The 19,246-nt window shown below is 55.2% G+C and carries 17 protein-coding genes; 12 read left to right on the top strand and 5 right to left on the bottom strand.

Annotated features, from left to right (window positions below):
• Position 1: 1 nt before the first annotated feature.
• A complete protein-coding gene (mlaF, locus tag GV764_RS14005) occupies positions 2-817 on the bottom strand; it encodes a phospholipid ABC transporter ATP-binding protein MlaF (protein ID WP_125294234.1) in 816 nt (271 codons plus the stop codon).
• Between the two features lie 231 nt (positions 818-1,048).
• Here mlaF and GV764_RS14000 point away from each other — a divergent pair, with 231 nt between their 5' ends.
• From GV764_RS14000 to npr, 11 genes are all read left to right on the top strand, one after another.
• On the top strand, positions 1,049-2,026 hold the full coding sequence (locus GV764_RS14000) for a calcium/sodium antiporter (protein ID WP_161660687.1): 978 nt from the start codon (positions 1,049-1,051) through the stop codon (positions 2,024-2,026).
• Positions 2,027-2,039: 13 nt separating this feature from the next.
• Complete coding sequence (kdsD, locus tag GV764_RS13995; protein WP_161660686.1) at positions 2,040-3,026, top strand: arabinose-5-phosphate isomerase KdsD; 987 nt, start codon at positions 2,040-2,042, stop codon at positions 3,024-3,026.
• Positions 3,027-3,043: 17 nt separating this feature from the next.
• Entirely contained in the window at positions 3,044-3,610 is a 567-nt protein-coding gene (gene kdsC / locus GV764_RS13990; RefSeq protein WP_161660685.1) for a 3-deoxy-manno-octulosonate-8-phosphatase KdsC, read from the top strand.
• Complete coding sequence (gene lptC / locus GV764_RS13985) at positions 3,607-4,182, top strand: LPS export ABC transporter periplasmic protein LptC (protein WP_161660757.1); 576 nt, start codon at positions 3,607-3,609, stop codon at positions 4,180-4,182. The genes kdsC and lptC overlap by 4 nt, the downstream gene beginning before the upstream one ends.
• Entirely contained in the window at positions 4,151-4,708 is a 558-nt protein-coding gene (gene lptA / locus GV764_RS13980; protein ID WP_161660684.1) for a lipopolysaccharide ABC transporter substrate-binding protein LptA, read from the top strand. Before lptC ends, lptA begins: the two co-directional genes overlap by 32 nt.
• A gap of 6 nt (positions 4,709-4,714) precedes the next feature.
• Positions 4,715-5,440: an LPS export ABC transporter ATP-binding protein gene (gene lptB, locus GV764_RS13975; protein WP_161660683.1), complete on the top strand. Its 726-nt coding sequence runs from the start codon at positions 4,715-4,717 to the stop codon at positions 5,438-5,440.
• A 167-nt stretch (positions 5,441-5,607) separates the two neighbouring features.
• Positions 5,608-7,041, top strand: coding sequence for an RNA polymerase factor sigma-54 (gene rpoN, locus GV764_RS13970; RefSeq protein WP_161660682.1), 1,434 nt, complete (start codon positions 5,608-5,610; stop codon positions 7,039-7,041).
• A gap of 22 nt (positions 7,042-7,063) precedes the next feature.
• Positions 7,064-7,351: a ribosome hibernation promoting factor gene (hpf, locus tag GV764_RS13965; protein ID WP_125294226.1), complete on the top strand. Its 288-nt coding sequence runs from the start codon at positions 7,064-7,066 to the stop codon at positions 7,349-7,351.
• Positions 7,352-7,434: 83 nt separating this feature from the next.
• Positions 7,435-7,914: a PTS IIA-like nitrogen regulatory protein PtsN gene (gene ptsN / locus GV764_RS13960; protein WP_125294225.1), complete on the top strand. Its 480-nt coding sequence runs from the start codon at positions 7,435-7,437 to the stop codon at positions 7,912-7,914.
• 60 nt (positions 7,915-7,974) lie between these two features.
• Positions 7,975-8,829 carry an RNase adapter RapZ gene (rapZ, locus tag GV764_RS13955; RefSeq protein WP_161660681.1) on the top strand — a complete coding sequence of 285 codons (855 nt, stop codon included), beginning with the start codon at positions 7,975-7,977 and terminating at the stop codon, positions 8,827-8,829.
• On the top strand, positions 8,826-9,098 hold the full coding sequence (gene npr, locus GV764_RS13950; RefSeq protein ID WP_125294223.1) for a PTS phosphocarrier protein NPr: 273 nt from the start codon (positions 8,826-8,828) through the stop codon (positions 9,096-9,098). The genes rapZ and npr overlap by 4 nt, the downstream gene beginning before the upstream one ends.
• Before the next feature lie 3 nt (positions 9,099-9,101).
• On the opposite strand, the gene mtgA is transcribed toward npr, so the two are convergent.
• The 4 genes from mtgA to mnmL all read right to left on the bottom strand — a co-directional run bounded on the left by mtgA (position 9,102) and on the right by mnmL (position 14,099).
• On the bottom strand, positions 9,102-9,830 hold the full coding sequence (gene mtgA, locus GV764_RS13945) for a monofunctional biosynthetic peptidoglycan transglycosylase (RefSeq protein WP_161660756.1): 729 nt from the start codon (positions 9,828-9,830) through the stop codon (positions 9,102-9,104).
• Positions 9,827-10,480, bottom strand: a complete 654-nt coding sequence (gene elbB, locus GV764_RS13940; RefSeq protein WP_161660680.1) for an isoprenoid biosynthesis glyoxalase ElbB — start codon at positions 10,478-10,480, stop codon at positions 9,827-9,829. The genes mtgA and elbB overlap by 4 nt, the downstream gene beginning before the upstream one ends.
• Positions 10,481-10,708: 228 nt before the next feature.
• A complete protein-coding gene (arcB, locus tag GV764_RS13935; RefSeq protein WP_161660679.1) occupies positions 10,709-13,045 on the bottom strand; it encodes an aerobic respiration two-component sensor histidine kinase ArcB in 2,337 nt (778 codons plus the stop codon).
• Positions 13,046-13,157: 112 nt separating this feature from the next.
• Positions 13,158-14,099, bottom strand: coding sequence for a tRNA modification radical SAM protein MnmL/YtqA (gene mnmL, locus GV764_RS13930; protein WP_161660678.1), 942 nt, complete (start codon positions 14,097-14,099; stop codon positions 13,158-13,160).
• A gap of 681 nt (positions 14,100-14,780) precedes the next feature.
• Here mnmL and gltB point away from each other — a divergent pair.
• Positions 14,781-19,241, top strand: coding sequence for a glutamate synthase large subunit (gene gltB / locus GV764_RS13925; RefSeq protein WP_161660677.1), 4,461 nt, complete (start codon positions 14,781-14,783; stop codon positions 19,239-19,241).
• The last annotated feature ends 5 nt before the right edge of the window (positions 19,242-19,246 follow it).

The following is a 19,246-nucleotide window of genomic DNA, read 5'->3' as shown; positions in this document are numbered from 1 at the left end:
CTTAACTCCCTGTACCAGGTAAAAGATCGTGCTGGTAATCGCCAGCAGGATAGCGGAAGGGGACCGGCCCGTCGGCGTTGCCATCCAGGAACTGCCTGACGCGCGGGTCAGTATTCGTTTGCAGCGCCTGGGCCTGCCCGTGAGCGACGATACGTTTATCAGCAACAATATAAGCGTAATCCGCGATACTTAGCACTTCAGGCACATCGTGCGACACCACAATGCAGGTGACGCCCAGCGAGCTGTTCAGCTCGGAAATCAGTTTGACCAGCACCCCCATCGTGATGGGATCCTGTCCAACAAACGGCTCATCAAACATAATCAGATCCGGCTCAAGGGCAATGGCCCGCGCCAGCGCCGCACGTCGCGCCATTCCGCCTGAGAGCTCCGACGGCATAAGCTTCGCGGCGCCGCGCAGCCCGACGGCTTCGAGTTTCATCATTACGGTGCTTTTCAGCAGCGGCGCAGGCAGATGCGTATGCTCCCGCAGCGGGTAAGCCACGTTTTCGTAGACGTTCATATCAGTAAACAGCGCGCCGGACTGAAAAAGCATGCTCATACGCTTACGTACCGTGTACAGGCGTGAGCGCGTCATGGCGGGAATATTCTCGCCATCAAATAAAATTTCGCCGCAATCGGGTTGAATCTGGCCGCCAATCAGACGCAGAAGTGTGGTTTTACCAATACCAGACGGCCCCATGATAGCCGTAATTTTTCCACGGGGTACGGTTAGCGAAATATCATCAAAGATACAACGGTTCCCGCGGGTAAAACGCATCCCCTGGATCTCAACCAGATTTGAGTCAGCCTGGCTCATCGACTTATCCTTTAAGTGATTTCAGGTTAAGCATGGCGCGTAACTTCACCATAAACCCAATATTTTTACAGAATATTACCCACCAGAGTTAGCCAAAGCTGGCATTTGTTTTACTTTTCGGACACTAAAAGTCAGAATTAAGAATTCACAACCATCCTGAGTCTTTCCCTCTGAGCGGCCAGTACATCAGGTAAAGTGGGCCGGCGATTATACCTGAAGAAAGGACTTTGCATGCTGTTAGCAACGATGCTGTTAATAATTGGTTTATTTCTGGTGGTTTATAGCGCCGATAGACTGGTTTTCGCGGCTTCGTTGCTGTGTCGCGCCATTAATATTCCCCCATTAATTGTCGGCATGACGGTCGTGAGCGTCGGGACATCGCTACCAGAAATTATGGTATCGGTGGCGGCGGCGCTTCATGGTCAACTGGATTTAGCTGTGGGAACGGCACTGGGCTCTAATATCACCAATATTCTGCTCATCGTTGGTCTGGCGGCATTACTGCATCCATTTACCGTGCATTCCGATATTCTTCGCCATGAATTGCCGCTAATGTTGCTGATGAGCGCGCTGGCAGGCTTGTTTCTTTATGACGGCGCCCTTTCGCGTACCGATGGCATAGTTTTATTACTGATTGCCGTGTGTTACCTGTGGTTTATCGTTAAAATCGCAAAGCTGGCGCAACAACAGGGCAATGATAGCCTGACGCGCGAACAGTTGGCTGAATTGCCTCGTGGCGGCAACGTGTCAGTCGCGTTTCTGTGGCTCGCCGTGGCATTGATTATTATGCCCATGGCTACGCGCATGGTGATCGACAACGCGACGGTGGTGGCGCATTACTTTGCCGTTGATGAATTAACAATTGGCCTGACGGTGATCGCCATCGGCACCAGTTTGCCAGAGCTGGCCACGGCAATTGCAGGTGTGCGTAAAGGGGAAGATGATATCGCTATCGGTAACATCATCGGCTCCAGCATTTATAATATTGCCATCGTGTTGGGTTTACCGGCGCTGCTGGCGCCAGGCGCTATCAACACCCTCGCCTTTAGCCGTGATTATGGGGTAATGCTGGGGGTCAGCGCCCTTTTTGCCCTGCTTTGCTGGCGGCGCGCTCGCCATATCGGCAAACGCACCGGCGCAGGATTGTTAATCGGTTTTGTATTATGGATGGCGCTGCTTTTTTGGGGCTCATCTTATCTCATTGGATGAATCGGAAACGCATATGTCGCACATAGATTTGCAGCCGGGTTTTGACTTTCAACGGGCCGGGAAAGACGTCCTGGATATTGAACGTGAAGGTCTGGCACAGCTTGATCAGTACATCAATGACGATTTTGTGAAAGCCTGCGAACTGATGTTTTACTGCGCAGGCAAAGTGATCGTAATGGGGATGGGCAAATCCGGCCATATCGGTAAAAAAATGGCGGCGACGTTTGCCAGCACCGGTACGCCTGCTTTCTTCGTTCATCCTGGCGAAGCCAGCCATGGCGATCTCGGCATGGTCACCGCCCAGGACGTGGTCATCGCTATTTCTAACTCTGGCGAATCCAATGAAATACTCGCCCTGATCCCGGTGCTGAAGCGCCTGCGGGTGCCGTTAATCTGTATGACCAGCCGCCCGGAAAGCACCATGGCAAAAGCGGCGGATATTCATCTGTGCATCCACGTACCGCAGGAGGCCTGCCCGTTAGGACTGGCACCCACCACCAGCACGACCGCTACCTTAGTGATGGGCGATGCGCTGGCTGTCGCGCTATTAAAAGCACGCGGTTTTACGGCGGAAGATTTTGCGCTCTCCCACCCCGGCGGGGCTCTGGGGCGTAAGCTCTTGCTGCGCGTTAACGATATTATGCACAGCGGCGACGAAATCCCGCATGTCAGCAAAGCCGCGTCTTTGCGCGATGCACTGTTGGTTATTACCCGTAAAGGGCTGGGCATGGTGGTGATTTGTGATGACCTGATGCAAATCGAAGGCATCTTTACCGATGGTGATTTACGTCGCGTACTGGATATGGATGCCGATGTGCGCGCCCTGAGTATTGCCGAAGTGATGACGCCCGGCGGTGTACGCGTTCGTCCCGGCACCCTGGCGGTGGATGCGTTGAACCTGATGCAATCACGGCATATTACCTCCGTTCTGGTGGCGGATGGCGACCTGTTAATGGGTGTGGTACATATGCACGATCTGCTACGCGCTGGCGTAGTGTAATGAAGGATAAGTCGTTAATGAGTAATCATGATGCTGCTATCACCACCTGCTACGGGCCGGTGAGCGCAAAAGTCATTCACAAGGCGCAGAAGATTCGCCTGTTGATTCTGGACGTCGACGGCGTCATGTCTGATGGCCTGATTTATATGGGCAATAATGGCGAAGAGCTCAAAGCGTTCAATGTGCGCGATGGCTATGGCATACGCTGCGCGCTGACCTCGGGTATTGAAGTCGCCATTATTACCGGTCGTAAAGCGAAACTGCTGGAAGACCGTTGCGCTACATTGAAGATCAAACACTTGTATCAGGGCCAGTCGGATAAACTGGTCGCGTATCGCGAGCTGCTGGAAAATCTCTCGTTAACGGCACAGCAGGTCGCTTATGTCGGCGATGATTTGATTGACTGGCCGGTGATGGCGGAAGTGGGGCTCAGCGTGGCGGTTTCCGATGCACACCCCTTACTGACGCCGCGCGCGGATTATGTTACCCACATTGCTGGCGGCCGGGGCGCGGTACGTGAAGTGTGCGATCTGTTACTGCTGGCGCAGGGCAAACTGGAAGACGCCAAAGGGCAATCGATATGAGTAAAACCAGACGTTGGGTTATTATTCTGCTCGCGCTGGTCGCATTGGTTTTGATCGGCATAAATCTGACAAACCAGGATGACGCGACGCAGGTCGTTAATAATGACAACGAACCGACTTATCAAAGTGAGCACTCCAACACGCTGGTGTATAGTCCTGAAGGGGCGCTGAATTACCAGCTGGAAGCGCAACACGTTGAATACTTTTCTGATAGTGGCGTGTCATGGTTTACAAAACCCGTCATGATCATGCTGGATGCCAATAAAATTCCGACCTGGTCAATCAAGTCAGATAAAGCCAAACTGACTAATGACCGGATGCTTTATCTGTATGGCAATGTGGTTGTAGACGCGCTCACGCCTGAAGCGCAATTACGCAAAATTACTACCGATAACGCGCAGATTAATCTACTGACGCAGGATGTTGCGTCAGACGATCTGGTGACGTTATACGGCACCAGCTTTAACTCCAGCGGCCTGAAAATGCGCGGAAATTTACGCAGCAAAACTGCCGAGCTGATTGAAAAGGTTAGAACGTCCTATGAAATTCCAAATAAACAAACTCAGCCTTAAAATTGCCTTATCCGGTGCGTTGCTGGCGGCGACTTTTCCTGCGCTGGCCTTGACCGGTGACACCGATCAGCCGATTCATATCGAGTCCGATCAACAGTCGCTGGATATGCAGGGCAATGTGGTGACCTTTACGGGGAATGTTGTCGTGACTCAGGGCACGATCAAAATCAATGCCGATAAAGTGGTCGTGACCCGTCCGGGTGGCGAGAGCGGCAAAGAGGTGATCGACGGCTACGGCAAACCCGCCACGTTCTTTCAAATGCAGGACAACGGCAAGCCGGTAAAAGGTCATGCTGATACCATGCACTACGAGCTGCAGAATGACTTTGTCGTCCTGACGGGCAACGCCTTCCTTGAGCAACTGGACAGCAACATCAAGGGTGACAAGATCACCTATCTGGTCAAAGAGCAGAAGATGCAGGCGTTCAGCGACAAAGGCAGACGCGTGACCACCGTGCTGGTGCCATCGCAACTGCAGGATAAGAACAAACCCGCCAATGCGCCTGCGCCCAATAAGAGTAACTAATTTTTTATGGCAACATTAACAGCGAAAAACCTCGCGAAAGCCTATAAAGGCCGCCGCGTCGTCGAGGATGTCAGCCTGACGGTGAATTCAGGCGAAATTGTTGGTCTGCTTGGACCAAACGGTGCGGGCAAGACCACCACGTTTTATATGGTAGTAGGCATTGTCCCGCGCGATGCCGGGAATATCATCATTGATGACGAAGATATCAGCCTGCTGCCTCTGCATGCCCGCGCCCGTCGCGGCATCGGTTACCTCCCCCAGGAAGCGTCGATTTTCCGTCGTTTAAGCGTCTATGACAACCTGATGGCGGTACTGCAAATCCGTGACGATCTCACCAGCGAGCAGCGTCAGGATCGCGCCGTCGAACTGATGGAAGAGTTTCACATCGACCATCTGCGAAACAGCCTCGGTCAGTCGCTGTCCGGTGGTGAACGTCGCCGTGTCGAAATCGCCCGTGCGCTTGCGGCAAACCCAAAATTTATTCTGCTTGATGAGCCATTTGCTGGGGTAGATCCCATCTCAGTGATTGATATTAAACGTATTATCGAGCATCTGCGCGACAGTGGTCTGGGGGTGCTGATTACTGACCATAACGTCCGCGAAACGCTGGCCGTGTGCGAACGCGCTTACATTGTGAGCCAGGGCAACCTGATCGCGCACGGTACACCTGACCAAATCCTGCAAGACGAACAGGTTAAACGTGTGTATCTTGGGGAAGAGTTCAGACTCTGATACGGTAGAGCAAATCACAGAGGGTTGAAGCTCCCTGACGAAGCTTCAGAATCTGCCTGTGCAGGTATAATTGACGTATGTACCCCTTGCCGCTTCACTGCGTCGGCCTTTGATGCAGGCGTGGTTAAGACAGCGAGGGTATAAACCTGAGGAATGTTGCTCTGAATATGAAGCAAGGTTTGCAACTGAGGCTGAGCCAACAGCTTGCCATGACGCCGCAACTGCAACAGGCGATTCGCTTGCTGCAGCTGTCTACGTTAGAACTCCAGCAGGAGCTGCAACAGGCGCTGGACAGCAACCCGTTGCTCGAGCAAACCGACTTTCATGATGAAATAGACACCCAGGAATCCCGTGATACTGAAACGCTGGATACCGCTGACGCACTCGAACAGAAAGAGATGCCGGATGAGCTGCCATTAGACGCCAGCTGGGATGAAATCTACACTGCCGGCACCCCTTCAGGGAACGGAGTGGATTATCAGGATGATGAACTACCCGTCTATCAGGGCGAAACCACCCAGTCGCTGCAGGATTACCTGATGTGGCAGGTTGAGCTGACGCCGTTTTCCGATACCGATCGCGCCATTGCCACCTCTATCGTTGATGCCGTAGACGACACGGGTTATCTCACCGTGTCGCTGGAAGATATTCTGGAAAGCATTGGCGATGACGAAACCGATATTGAAGAAGTCGAAGCGGTACTTAAACGCATCCAGCGTTTTGATCCTGTCGGCGTCGCTGCCCGCGATTTGCGCGACTGCCTGTTAATCCAGCTTTCGCAATATGCCAAAGATACCCCCTGGCTGGAAGAGTCGCGGCTCATCGTCAGCGACCATCTCGATCTGTTGGCCAATCATGATTTTCGCACGCTGATGCGTGTCACGCGATTGAAAGAAGACGTGTTGAAAGAAGCGGTCAACTTTATCCAGTCCCTCGATCCCCGGCCAGGCCAGTCCATCCAAACCAGCGAGCCGGAATATGTCATTCCTGACGTACTGGTCCGTAAGCACAACGGCGTCTGGACCGTAGAACTGAACGCCGACAGCATTCCACGATTAAAAATCAATCAGCAGTACGCCTCAATGGGAAGCAGCGCGCGTAACGAAGCCGACGGCCAGTTTATCCGCAGCAATCTGCAGGAAGCGCGCTGGCTGATAAAAAGCCTGGAAAGCCGTAACGATACGCTGTTACGCGTCAGCCGTTGCATTGTCGAGCAACAACAGGCGTTTTTTGAACACGGCGAAGAACATATGAAGCCGATGGTGCTGGCGGATATCGCCCAGGCCGTCGAGATGCACGAATCGACAATTTCACGCGTCACGACCCAGAAATATTTGCATAGCCCGCGCGGCATATTTGAACTGAAATATTTCTTCTCCAGCCATGTTAATACCGAAGGCGGCGGCGAAGCCTCCTCGACTGCCATTCGGGCGCTGGTTAAGAAATTGATTGCCGGAGAGAATCCGGCAAAACCCCTGAGCGACAGTAAACTGACTTCTATGTTGTCTGAACAGGGCATCATGGTGGCTCGTCGGACCGTCGCCAAATATCGAGAGTCTCTGTCCATTCCGCCGTCTAACCAGCGTAAACAACTGGTCTGACATAACCGATAAGGAAGACACTATGCAGCTCAACATCACAGGACATAACGTCGAAATCACTGAATCTTTGCGCGAGTTTTTGAACACGAAGTTCGCCAAACTGGAGCAGTATTTTGAAAGGATAAACCAGGTCTATATTGTGCTGAAAGTGGAGAAGGTCACGCATATTTCAGATGCGACTCTCCATGTGAACGGTGGGGAGATCCATGCCAGTGCGGAAGGGCAAGACATGTATGCAGCCATCGACGGGCTTATTGATAAACTGGCGCGTCAATTGACTAAACATAAAGATAAACTAAAACAACATTAAGAGTCCGGGCGTTTACCTGGTGTTTCAACGGCTCGTGGTCACTGACGACGAGCCGTTGGCATTGAGAATGCTTAGGTGAAAATATGATGACTTATGATTTAAGCAGTGTCCTTAACCAGGAATGTACCCGCAGCGGCGTTCATTGCCAGAGCAAAAAACGCGCGCTGGAAATTGTCAGTGAACTGGCCGCTAAACAGTTAAGCCTGCCGCCTCAGGTAGTATTTGAAGCGATCCTGACCCGCGAACGTATGGGCAGTACCGGTATTGGCAACGGCATTGCCATTCCTCACGGCAAACTGGAAGAAGATACGTTGCGCGCCGTGGGTGTGTTTGTGCAGCTTGAAACGCCTATCGCCTTCGATGCCATTGATAACCAACCTGTCGATCTTCTGTTTGCCTTACTGGTCCCGGCTGACCAAACCAAAACACATTTGCATACCCTGTCATTAGTGGCGAAGCGTCTGGCGGACAAAACCATTTGCCGCCGCCTGCGCGCGGCACAAAGCGATGAAGAGCTGTATCAGATCATCACTGAAGGCAGCCATGAAAACCAAAGTGAATAATCGGGTGGAGGAAATCACCCTGGCTGTACCGATGCAGCCCGCCGTTTGGGAGAAATCGAGATGGTATTGATGATTGTCAGCGGACGCTCAGGCTCAGGAAAGTCCGTGGCGTTACGCGCGCTGGAAGATATGGGTTTTTATTGTGTAGACAACCTGCCGGTTGTGCTGCTGCCCGATCTTGCCCGGACGCTTTCGGATAATCATATGTCCGCTGCTGTCAGCATTGACGTTCGCAACATGCCGGAATCGCCGGAAATTTTCGAACAGGCGATGAATAACCTACCGGACACATTCTCGCCGCAGTTGCTGTTTCTCGATGCCGATCGCAACACGCTGATCCGCCGTTACAGCGATACTCGTCGCCTGCACCCTCTTTCCAGCAAAAATCTCTCGCTGGAAAGCGCCATCGATCAGGAGAGCGATCTGCTGGAGCCGCTGCGTTCCCGCGCGGATTTGATCGTCGATACCTCTGAAATGTCGGTCCACGAACTGGCGGAAATGTTGCGCACCCGTCTGCTGGGCAAACGCGAACGTGAACTGACCATGGTTTTTGAATCTTTCGGTTTTAAACACGGCATACCTATCGATGCGGACTACGTGTTTGACGTGCGCTTTTTACCCAACCCGCACTGGGACCCGAAACTCCGTCCGATGACCGGCCTGGATAAGCCCGTTGCGGCGTTTTTAGACCGTCATACCGAAGTGCATAACTTTATCTACCAGACGCGCAGCTATCTTGAGCTGTGGCTGCCGATGCTGGAAACCAATAACCGTAGCTACTTAACGGTGGCCATCGGCTGTACCGGCGGTAAACACCGCTCCGTGTACATCGCCGAACAGCTGGCTGATTACTTCCGCTCGCGCGGTAAAAACGTCCAGTCCCGCCATCGCACGCTGGAAAAACGTAAAACATGACCGTCAAACAAACCGTTGAAATCACCAATAAGCTGGGCATGCACGCGCGCCCGGCGATGAAGCTGTTTGAGCTCGTCCAGAGTTTTGATGCAGAAGTGTTATTACGCAACGAGGCAGGCACCGAAGCGGAAGCCAGCAGCGTTATCGGCCTGTTGATGCTGGATTCCGCACAGGGCGGCCATATTGAAATCGAAGCCAACGGCCCACAGGAAGTGGAAGCGTTGGCGGCGGTCATCGCGTTATTCAACGCCGGTTTTGACGAAGACTAACGCTTAATGAAGCTTGTGCTGCGCCATAAACGACTCTCCGCCAAGCTGGCGCATTTGACGCAGGATCCACGCCTGCCGCGAGCGCACGTAGCCTGACGGCGCATCGGCCTTAAAACGCAGCGGGTTGGGCAGCACGGCAGCCAGCAACGCAGCCTGGGAGGCGCTAAGCTGGCTGGCCGGCTTATTAAAATAGTGCTGCGCGGCGGCTTCCACGCCAAAGATGCCGTTACCGAATTCAGCAACGTTGAGGTACACCGTCAGGATCCGCCGCTTGCTCCATACCGTCTCGATCCCCACCGTTAACCCTGCTTCCAGCCCCTTGCGCAGCCAGCTCCTGCCATCCCACAGAAACATATTCTTCGCCGTTTGCTGAGACAGTGTTGACGCGCCGCGAATACGGTTTTCATTGCGTTCGTTATGGGCGACAGCTTTCTGGATCGCCGCCATATCGAATCCCCAGTGCTCCGGGAATTTTTGATCCTCGGCGGCAATCACCGCCAGCCCCATCCACGGCGAGATCTCATCCATGCCGACCCAGTCAGAGTGCGCCACATAGCCAAAATCACCGTGCAGCCAGGCGGAAAGCTGCCGCTCAATCATCACTGCGGAAAACGGCACCGGCAGCATGCTGAACAGCAGGATCCCGGCGATCCACAAACTGGCGATCCCTAACAGTAACCGGATAATCCCGCGTTTCAGTGTGCGGACGATCGGCAAGCGGCCCCGCGTCATTCGCACAGATCCAACACCCTGGCCACCAGTTTCTCAATCCCGTCCGCCGCTTCATCGATGCGTTTAGCCAGCATATACGCCGGGGTCGTCACCACTTTGTTCTCTTCATCCACCACAATGTCTTCCACCGGGCAGGGCACGTGTTCGCCGCCCATCTCTTCGATGACTTCGGCGGTGTCGATGTCGGTGCCGATAGTCAGGCGCAGCGGCGCGGGGATCAGCTTCGGCAGCATGGCGGGAGCGATGCACAGGAACCCCAGCGGTTTGCCCGCCGCATGCATCGCCTGTACCAGCCGCTTGAGCTCAGGATCGACGCTGCATTCGCTGCCCTGACTGGCGAAGTTGCTGAGGTTTTTCGCCGCACCAAAGCCGCCCGGCACGATCAGCGCGTCCAGCTCGCCAGCATTGGCCGCGCTGAGGGGGGTGATGGCGCCCCGGGCAATACGCGCCGCTTCGATCAGCACATTGCGGCTTTCCGCCATGGGATCCCCGGTCAGATGATTGATCACATCGGCCTGAGGTTTATCCGGCGCGAAGCAGCAGGCTTGCGCGCCCTGCCGCGCCAGCGCCAGTAAGGTGATCACCGCTTCATGGATCTCTGCGCCGTCATAAACGCCACATCCCGCCAGCACCACGCCTATTTTTTTCATCGCGATTTTCCTTTCTTCCGACATCCCGAAGCAGATTAATTACGCTTATAAAACGCTATGCTTCACACATTTAACTGATTCACGTAACAATAAATTTAAGTTTTGCTATCTTAATGCTCGTGCAGTTTCATCTACCCGGCCATGTTACCCGACTAACACAACACCATTAACATGGCCTCGATTTCCCTGGTGTTGGCGCAGTATTCGCGCACCCCGGTATAGCCGGGGTCATTTTTTTGGCGCATTCGCTACCCACGCTTTCAACACCGCCACGTCGTTTTGCCACTCCTGCTTCAACTCCTCGATCCATTCGCCAACGTTATCCCACCATGCCGGAAGATCCGGAGACTGGATCTGTTGGGCGACCTGCTGGAGATGCCGTAAACCGATCGATCCCGCCGCGCCCTTGATCTTATGCCCTTCCTCAACGATCCCCTTTTGATCCCGGGCGGTGAGGTTAGAGTCCAGCACGCTCAGGTAGCCAGGCATCATTTTCTCAAACACGGCAAGACCGTCGGTAATCAGTTTCGGCCCAACCAGTTCCATGTATTGCTCCAGCATGGCGACATCCAACAATGCGTTCTGTTTGCTGTGTTGTTCGAGTGACACGATCCTCTCCTCATGGTTTGAACGGGAATCCCAGAATTTCTTGATCATCGCAGTGAGCGCCGGGACAGACAGCGGTTTGCTGAGCACGTCATCCATGCCTGCCGCCAGGTACTCTGCTTTGTCTTTCAGCACGTTGGCGGTCAACGCCACCAGCGGCGGCAGCTCACTGGCGTCGAACTGGCTGGTGAGTTTGCGGGAGATATCCAGCCCGGTCATGTCCGGGAGTTGGATGTCCAGCAGCACCAGGTCGTATTCGCCCAGTTTGAACATATCCAGGGCTTCCTGGCCAGTCATCGCAACATCGACGCTGTTGCCCATTTTTTCCAGTACCGAACGGGCGACAATCACGTTCAGCTCAATGTCTTCCACCAGCAGCACATGCAGCGCCGGCAGCGGCATATCGTCATCGTCAGAGGTGCTGTCGATCTCTTCCGCTACGCGCGGCGCCTGAACCGTCAGGGTAAATACCGAGCCTTTGCCCGGATGGCTGCTCACGGTGATATCGCCGCCCATGTTTTTCGCCAGCCGGCGCGATACCGCCAGACCGATACCGGTGCCGGTAGCCGGCTTGCCGCCGTGGCTGTCTTTCACCTGATAGTACATGGCGAAGATTTTATCCTGTTCGTTCTGCGGGATGCCGATACCGGAATCCTCCACTTCGAAGCGCAGCATGCTGTTTTCGTAGCTGACCCGCACCGTCACTTGACCTTTTTGGGTGAACTTCACCGCGTTGCTGATCAGGTTCCAGATAATCTGACGCAGGCGCGTCCCGTCGGTAATGACCTTATGCGGCAACGGCAGAGCAGGCTCCAGCACGAAGCGCAGCCCTTTTTGCTGCGCCTGTAGGCCGGAAAGGTTTTCGAGGTCCGCCAGGAAGCCGGTGAAGTCGACCGGCTGGTTATCCAGCTGCACTTTGCGGCGCTCGATCTTATCCATGTCGATAATATCGTTAAAGATATTCCCGAGGGTGACGGCGGAGACGTGGATTGTTTTCAGGTATTTTTGCTGTTCCGCCGTCAGGTCGGTATCCAGCAGAATACGGCTCAGGCCGACGATGCCGTTCAGCGGCGTGCGCAGCTCGTGGCTGATGGTAGAGATAAAGGTCGTCTTATCGCGGCTCGCGCGCTCCAGCGCATCCTGATAGCGCTTACGCTCAGTGATATCGCGGCCAAAGCCCATCAGCCCGTGGCGTTTGCCCACGCGGTCGTAGTACGGCACTTTGCGAATTTCAAAACAGGCTTTGCGGCCATCGGGGTAATCAAGCCACTGTTCATAGGTAAGTGAGACGTTGTGACGGAACACCTTCTCATCGGTTTCAATGACCTTTTCCGCCGCTTCCGGCGCATAAACATCGTGTGGCTGCAAGCCGATAAGCTGCTTCTCGCTTTTGCCGGTCAGCAGCTCCATCGCGCGGTTGCAGCCGGAAAACGCTTTATCTTCGTTGCGATAGAACACCAGGTCCGGGGAGGCATCCAGAAAAGAGCGTAAAAATGACGATTGCTGCTCGAGCTGGATTTGCGTGACTTCGCGCTCTTTCATCTCGACGGTGAGCTGCTCCAGCACCTTCTGGCGCTCGGCCTCCGCCTTCTCACGCTCGGCGTTCTGCTGGTTAAGCTGGGTGATGTTGTCTTTTAGCTGAATATTGAGCTTCAGGTCGCGCTCGCGCATCTCTTCCAGCTTATCCACCAGCTTTGACAGGCGCTGACGCGACTCTTCCAGTTGCTCAACCACCACCGACAGGAAATAGACCGCCCAGGGGGTAATCAACAATCCGAAGAAGATAGAGCGGATCACATCGATACTTTCGACCCGACCATGCAGCACCATGGTCACCGCCATTTGCACAACCATCGCCAGTATCACCAGCACCAGGGCCAGCAATAGCGAAAAACGAACCAGCCCAAGTTTGACCAACAGGTCGACGTAATACTGTGCCAATAAACGGATTTGCTTCATAGGATGTTCCTTTGCTGCGTACCGCTCAATAATACTCAATTCCGGCCGTTACGCTGAAGGTTGTGAAAAAAAGTGCGCGGTAGAGTCTATTTATCGCCGTTTGAACGCGGCGTTAAATAGCGATAGCGGGAGGATTGACCTGCCAGGGCCTCCCTAAAGCCGAGCCCTGAACGCCTTCGCGGCTCAGGTAGCGGTCAATTTCCACCATCCCGGTCCAGCGGTTCTCGCACCACAGCGGAGCCAGCAGCGTAGGCCGCCGCGCGCTGGCGGAAATACGATGATAGATAATCTCCGGCGGAGTGTGGCGGATCATTTCGCCTGCAATAGCAGTGTAATCCTCCAGTTCGATGGCGCTAAGCCGCCTCGCCGCCCAGGCTTTGGCCATAATGCTGCCGGTAACGATGTGCAGCGGATGCAGCTTGATGCCGTCCGTGCCGGTATCGACCACGCTCTCCAGAGTGTTAAGCGCATCCTGATGGCCTTCGCCGGGCAAACCGACAATCAGATGCGTACAGACTTTCAGGCCGCGCTGGCGGGCAAGACGGGTCGTTTTTTGATAGCAGGCGAAATCATGGCCGCGGTTAATACGGTGCAGAGTTTTATCGTTGGCGGTTTGCAGACCCAGCTCCAGCCACACTTCATAGCCTTGCTCCCGATAGCTGCACAGCAGATCCAGCACGCTATCCGGCACACAGTCCGGACGCGTTCCCACGCAAAGCCCCACCACGTTGGCCTGTTCAATCGCCTGCTGATACATACTGCGCAGCAGTTGTACTTCGGCAAAGGTGCTGGTGTAGGCCTGAAAATAGGCCAGATAACGGCGGGCGCGATCCACCAGCCGCGCCTGGTCGGCGAGCTGTTCGGCAATACTGCGGTGCTGCTGCGCTTCATCAGCAAAAGAGGCTACATTGCAGAAGGTACAGCCGCCGCGCCCTAAGGTGCCATCGCGGTTGGGGCAGCTAAAGCCGCCATGCAACGTGAGCTTGTGAACTTTTTGTCCGTAACGACGCGAAAGATCGCCACCAAACATATTGACTAATTTTTGTAACTGCATAATCTGGAGGGCCGGCCTGAAAAAGGGCCTCAGACTGCCATTTTTACCTCTTTACGGCGATGATGTGGATCAAGCGCCTGCCCTTGCCTTTATCATTTGAATAATCACTCACAATTACCGAAATTTCAGTCACTCCTGAAGCAATGACTTTTACTTATAAACTCCCCCATTATTTAAAGAATATGACATAGCCGCGAAAACAGAGACATTATGCGGCTCCAGAGCCATATTCAGCACAATTATCTGCCAATTTATTTAACAACAGCGCGGTATATAGTTTTCGCGGCTTTTTGACAGTGAGACAGATCACACTTGCTGGCGCTGTTCAGACCACGCCCGGCAAACAAAAAACCCATAAATACTCTTTAAATTCATTAGGTTAATACCTCGTTAGCACAAATTTGAATAAATAAGAAAGCCATTTGACCTGTGTCGCAAATCCCGATAACTTGGAAATCCGCTGGAAGCTTTCTGGATGAGCACTCTGCTCATCATATTTATGCAGTAATTGAGATTCCCTCTGAAGCAAGTCCTCAACACTTGTGTACCGATGCGAAAAGGATATTGAGAGGGCGAATGCGAGGTGCGCGTAGATACGCCAAACCCCGTCGCCTGCTCTTGCTGTGTCCGCGCGCAATCGGTGTCGGAGCGAGTCCGCAGAGCCTGGGGAGGTTCACTGATATGTTGTACGATAAATCCCTTGAGAAGGATAACTGTGGTTTCGGCCTGATCGCCCACATAGAAGGCGAACCTAGCCACAAGGTGGTGCGTACCGCTATTCACGCACTGGCCCGCATGCAGCACCGTGGCGCGATCCTCGCAGACGGGAAAACCGGCGACGGATGCGGCCTGCTGTTACAAAAACCTGACCGTTTCTTTCGCCTGGTGGCGGAAGAGCGCGGCTGGCGCTTAGCGAAAAACTATGCCGTCGGGATGCTGTTTTTAAATCAGGATCCGGAGCTGGCGGCGCAGAGCCGTCGCATCGTTGAAGAAGAGTTGCAACGTGAAACCCTGTCGATCGTGGGCTGGCGCGACGTGCCGACCAACGACGGGGTACTCGGTGAAATCGCCCTCTCCTCCCTGCCGCGAATTGAGCAAATTTTTGTTAACGCCCCTGCGGGCTGGCGTCCGCGTGATATGGAGCGCCGTCTGTTTATCGCCCGCCGCCGTATCGAAAAACGCAATCAGCAAGACAAAGACTTCTATGTCTGTAGCCTGTCGAACCTGGTCAACATCTATAAAGGTCTGTGTATGCCGGCGGATCTGCCGCGTTTTTACCTGGACCTGGCGGACCTGCGTCTGGAATCGGCCATCTGCCTGTTCCATCAGCGTTTCTCCACCAACACCGTGCCGCGCTGGCCGCTGGCCCAGCCGTTCCGCTACCTGGCGCACAACGGCGAAATCAACACCATTACCGGCAACCGCCAGTGGGCGCGCGCCCGTACCTATAAATTCCAGACCCCATTGATCCCGGATCTGCACGACGCCGCGCCGTTCGTTAACGAAACCGGCTCCGATTCCAGCTCGATGGACAACATGCTCGAACTGCTGCTGGCAGGCGGGATGGACATCGTGCGCGCCATGCGCCTGCTGGTGCCGCCAGCCTGGCAGAACAACCCGAACATGGACCCGGATCTGCGCGCGTTCTTCGACTTTAACTCCATGCACATGGAGCCGTGGGACGGCCCGGCGGGCATCGTCATGTCCGATGGTCGCTTCGCCGCCTGTAACCTGGACCGTAACGGCCTGCGTCCGGCGCGCTACGTCATCACCAAAGACAAGCTGATCACCTGCGCCTCTGAAGTGGGCATCTGGGATTACCAGCCTGATGAAGTGGTGGAAAAGGGCCGCGTCGGGCCGGGCGAGCTGATGGTGATCGACACCCGTATTGGGCGCATTTTGCACTCGGCGGAAACCGACCACGATCTGAAAATCCGCCATCCATATAAAGAGTGGATGGAGAAAAACGTGCGTCGCCTGGTGCCGTTCGAAGATCTGCCTGACGCTCAGGTCGGCCAGCGCGAGATGGACGACGATACCCTTACCAGCTATCAGAAGCAGTTTAACTACAGCTTCGAAGAGCTGGACTCGGTGATCCGCGTGCTGGGCGAAAACGGCCAGGAAGCGGTCGGTTCAATGGGTGACGATACCCCGTTCGCCGTGCTCTCCAGCCAGCCGCGCATTATTTATGATTACTTCCGCCAGCAGTTCGCGCAGGTGACCAACCCGCCAATCGATCCGCTGCGTGAAGCGCACGTGATGTCGCTGGCGACCAGCATTGGCCGCGAGATGAACGTGTTCTGCGAGGCCGAAGGCCAGGCGCACCGTTTAAGCTTTAAGTCGCCGATCCTGCTGTGGTCTGATTTCAATCAGCTCACCACCATGACCGAAGAGCACTATCGCGCTGATGTGCTGGACATCACCTTTGACGTCACTGAAACCTCGCTGGAAGAGACGGTGAAAGCGCTGTGCGATAAAGCCGAACAGATGGTGCGCAACGGTACGGTGTTGTTGGTGCTGTCTGACCGCAACATCGCCAAAAACCGTTTGCCGGTTCCGGCACCGATGGCGGTGGGCGCGATCCAGACTCGCCTGGTGGATAAGAGCCTGCGCTGCGACGCCAACATCATTGTTGAAACTGCCAGCGCCCGCGATCCGCACCACTTCGCCGTACTGCTCGGCTTTGGCGCAACCGCGATTTACCCGTATCTGGCCTATGAATCACTGGCGAAACTGGTGGATACCCACGCCATTGAGAAAAACTACCGCACAGTGATGCAGAACTACCGCAACGGCATCAACAAAGGCCTGTACAAGATCATGTCCAAAATGGGCATCTCGACTATCGCGTCTTACCGCTGCTCGAAGCTGTTTGAAGCCGTGGGCCTGCATGACGAGGTCTCCAGCCTGTGCTTCCAGGGCGTGGTCAGCCGTATCGGCGGTGCCGGTTTTGCCGACTTCCAACAGGATTTGCTGAATCTGTCGAAGCGCAGCTGGCTGGCCCGCAAACCGCTGGAACAGGGCGGGCTGCTCAAATACGTACACGGCGGCGAATACCACGCCTACAACCCGGACGTGGTGCGCACCCTGCAACAGGCGGTGCAGAGCGGGGAGTACAGCGATTATCAGGAATACGCCAGGCTGGTTAACGAACGTCCGGCGGCTACCCTGCGCGATTTGCTGGCGCTTAACCCGCAGGGCGATGCGGTCAGCATCAACGATGTTGAACCGGCGACCGAGCTGTTTAAACGCTTCGATACCGCGGCGATGTCTATCGGCGCGCTGAGCCCGGAAGCCCACGAAGCGCTGGCGGAAGCCATGAACAGCATCGGCGGCAACTCCAACTCTGGCGAAGGCGGTGAAGATCCGGCGCGCTACGGCACCAATAAAGTGTCGCGCATCAAACAGGTTGCCTCGGGCCGCTTTGGCGTAACCCCGTCCTACCTGGTCAACGCCGACGTGATCCAGATTAAAGTGGCGCAGGGCGCGAAGCCGGGCGAAGGCGGCCAGCTGCCGGGCGATAAAGTCACTCCATACATCGCCAAACTGCGTTATTCGGTGCCGGGCGTAACGCTGATTTCCCCGCCGCCGCATCACGATATCTACTCGATTGAAGATTTGGCGCAGTTGATTTTCGACCTCAAGCAGGTCAACCCGAAAGCGCTGATCTCCGTGAAGCTGGTTTCCGAACCCGGCGTGGGCACCATCGCCACTGGCGTAGCGAAAGCTTATGCCGACCTGATCACCATCGCCGGTTACGACGGCGGCACCGGCGCAAGCCCGCTCTCCTCCGTGAAATATGCGGGATGTCCGTGGGAGCTTGGCCTGGTGGAAACCCAGCAGGCGCTGGTGGCGAACGGCCTGCGTCATAAAATCCGTCTCCAGGTGGATGGCGGCCTGAAAACCGGCCTCGACATCATCAAAGCGGCGATTCTGGGCGCGGAAAGCTTCGGCTTCGGCACCGGCCCGATGGTGGCGCTGGGCTGTAAATACCTGCGTATTTGCCACCTGAACAACTGCGCGACCGGCGTGGCGACTCAGGATGACAAACTGCGTAAGAACCACTATCACGGCCTGCCGTTCAAAGTGACCAACTACTTTGAATTTATCGCCCGTGAAACCCGCGAGCTGATGGCGCAGCTGGGCGTGAAGCGCCTGGTGGACCTGATTGGCCGCACCGACCTGCTGAAAGAGCTGGACGGTTACACGGCGAAGCAGCAGAAGCTGGATCTGTCCCGCCTGCTGGCGACCGCCGAGCCGCACCCGGGCAAAGCGCTGTACTGTACCGAAACCAACCCGCCGTTCGATAACGGCGTGCTGAACGCGCAGTTGCTGAACCAGGCGAAAGAGTACGTTGATCAGAAACAGAGCAAGACTTTCTGGTTTGATATTCGCAACACCGACCGTTCCGTGGGCGCGCTGCTGTCGGGTTATATCGCCCAGACGCACGGCGACCAGGGCCTGGCTTCCGACCCGATCAAGGCGCACTTTAACGGCACCGCGGGCCAGAGCTTCGGCGTCTGGAACGCGGGCGGCATGGAACTGTACCTGACCGGCGACGCCAACGACTACGTAGGCAAAGGCATGGCGGGCGGTTTACTGGCGATTCGTCCGCCGGTGGGCTCCGCGTTCCGCAGCCACGAAGCCAGCATCATCGGCAACACCTGCCTGTACGGCGCGACCGGCGGTCGTCTGTATGCGGCGGGCCGCGCGGGCGAGCGTTTCGGGGTGCGTAACTCCGGGGCTATCACGGTCGTGGAAGGCATCGGCGATAACGGTTGTGAATACATGACCGGCGGTATCGTCTGTATCCTGGGTAAAACCGGCGTTAACTTCGGCGCGGGCATGACCGGCGGTTTCGCCTACGTGCTGGATGAAGACGGTGAATTCCGTAAGCGCGTGAACCCGGAACTGGTGGAAGTGCTGAACGTGGATGAGCTTGCTATCCATGAAGAGCACTTACGCGGTCTGATCACGGAGCACGTGCAGTTGACCGGCTCCCAGCGCGGCGAAGAGATCCTGGCTAACTGGCCCGCGTTCTCGGCGAAATTCGCGCTGGTTAAACCGAAGTCCAGTGATGTCAAAGCATTGTTGGGTCACCGTAGTCGCAGCGCCGCTGAATTGCGGGTGCAGGCGCAGTAAAAATC

The organism is Atlantibacter hermannii, assembly GCF_009907385.1.
GTDB classification, from domain to species: Bacteria; Pseudomonadota; Gammaproteobacteria; order Enterobacterales; family Enterobacteriaceae; genus Atlantibacter; species Atlantibacter hermannii_A.
Note: the sequence above shows the minus strand (reverse complement) of the source record. Positions and strands in the feature narration are given on the sequence as shown.

Coding starts and splice junctions, on each gene's coding strand:
- mlaF (WP_125294234.1), bottom strand. CDS start 817: ATGAGCCAGGCTGACTCAAATCTGGTTGAGATCCAGGGGATGCGTTTT.
- GV764_RS14000 (WP_161660687.1), top strand. CDS start 1,049: ATGCTGTTAGCAACGATGCTGTTAATAATTGGTTTATTTCTGGTGGTT.
- kdsD (WP_161660686.1), top strand. CDS start 2,040: ATGTCGCACATAGATTTGCAGCCGGGTTTTGACTTTCAACGGGCCGGG.
- kdsC (WP_161660685.1), top strand. CDS start 3,044: ATGAGTAATCATGATGCTGCTATCACCACCTGCTACGGGCCGGTGAGC.
- lptC (WP_161660757.1), top strand. CDS start 3,607: ATGAGTAAAACCAGACGTTGGGTTATTATTCTGCTCGCGCTGGTCGCA.
- lptA (WP_161660684.1), top strand. CDS start 4,151: ATGAAATTCCAAATAAACAAACTCAGCCTTAAAATTGCCTTATCCGGT.
- lptB (WP_161660683.1), top strand. CDS start 4,715: ATGGCAACATTAACAGCGAAAAACCTCGCGAAAGCCTATAAAGGCCGC.
- rpoN (WP_161660682.1), top strand. CDS start 5,608: ATGAAGCAAGGTTTGCAACTGAGGCTGAGCCAACAGCTTGCCATGACG.
- hpf (WP_125294226.1), top strand. CDS start 7,064: ATGCAGCTCAACATCACAGGACATAACGTCGAAATCACTGAATCTTTG.
- ptsN (WP_125294225.1), top strand. CDS start 7,435: ATGATGACTTATGATTTAAGCAGTGTCCTTAACCAGGAATGTACCCGC.
- rapZ (WP_161660681.1), top strand. CDS start 7,975: ATGGTATTGATGATTGTCAGCGGACGCTCAGGCTCAGGAAAGTCCGTG.
- npr (WP_125294223.1), top strand. CDS start 8,826: ATGACCGTCAAACAAACCGTTGAAATCACCAATAAGCTGGGCATGCAC.
- mtgA (WP_161660756.1), bottom strand. CDS start 9,830: ATGACGCGGGGCCGCTTGCCGATCGTCCGCACACTGAAACGCGGGATT.
- elbB (WP_161660680.1), bottom strand. CDS start 10,480: ATGAAAAAAATAGGCGTGGTGCTGGCGGGATGTGGCGTTTATGACGGC.
- arcB (WP_161660679.1), bottom strand. CDS start 13,045: ATGAAGCAAATCCGTTTATTGGCACAGTATTACGTCGACCTGTTGGTC.
- mnmL (WP_161660678.1), bottom strand. CDS start 14,099: ATGCAGTTACAAAAATTAGTCAATATGTTTGGTGGCGATCTTTCGCGT.
- gltB (WP_161660677.1), top strand. CDS start 14,781: ATGTTGTACGATAAATCCCTTGAGAAGGATAACTGTGGTTTCGGCCTG.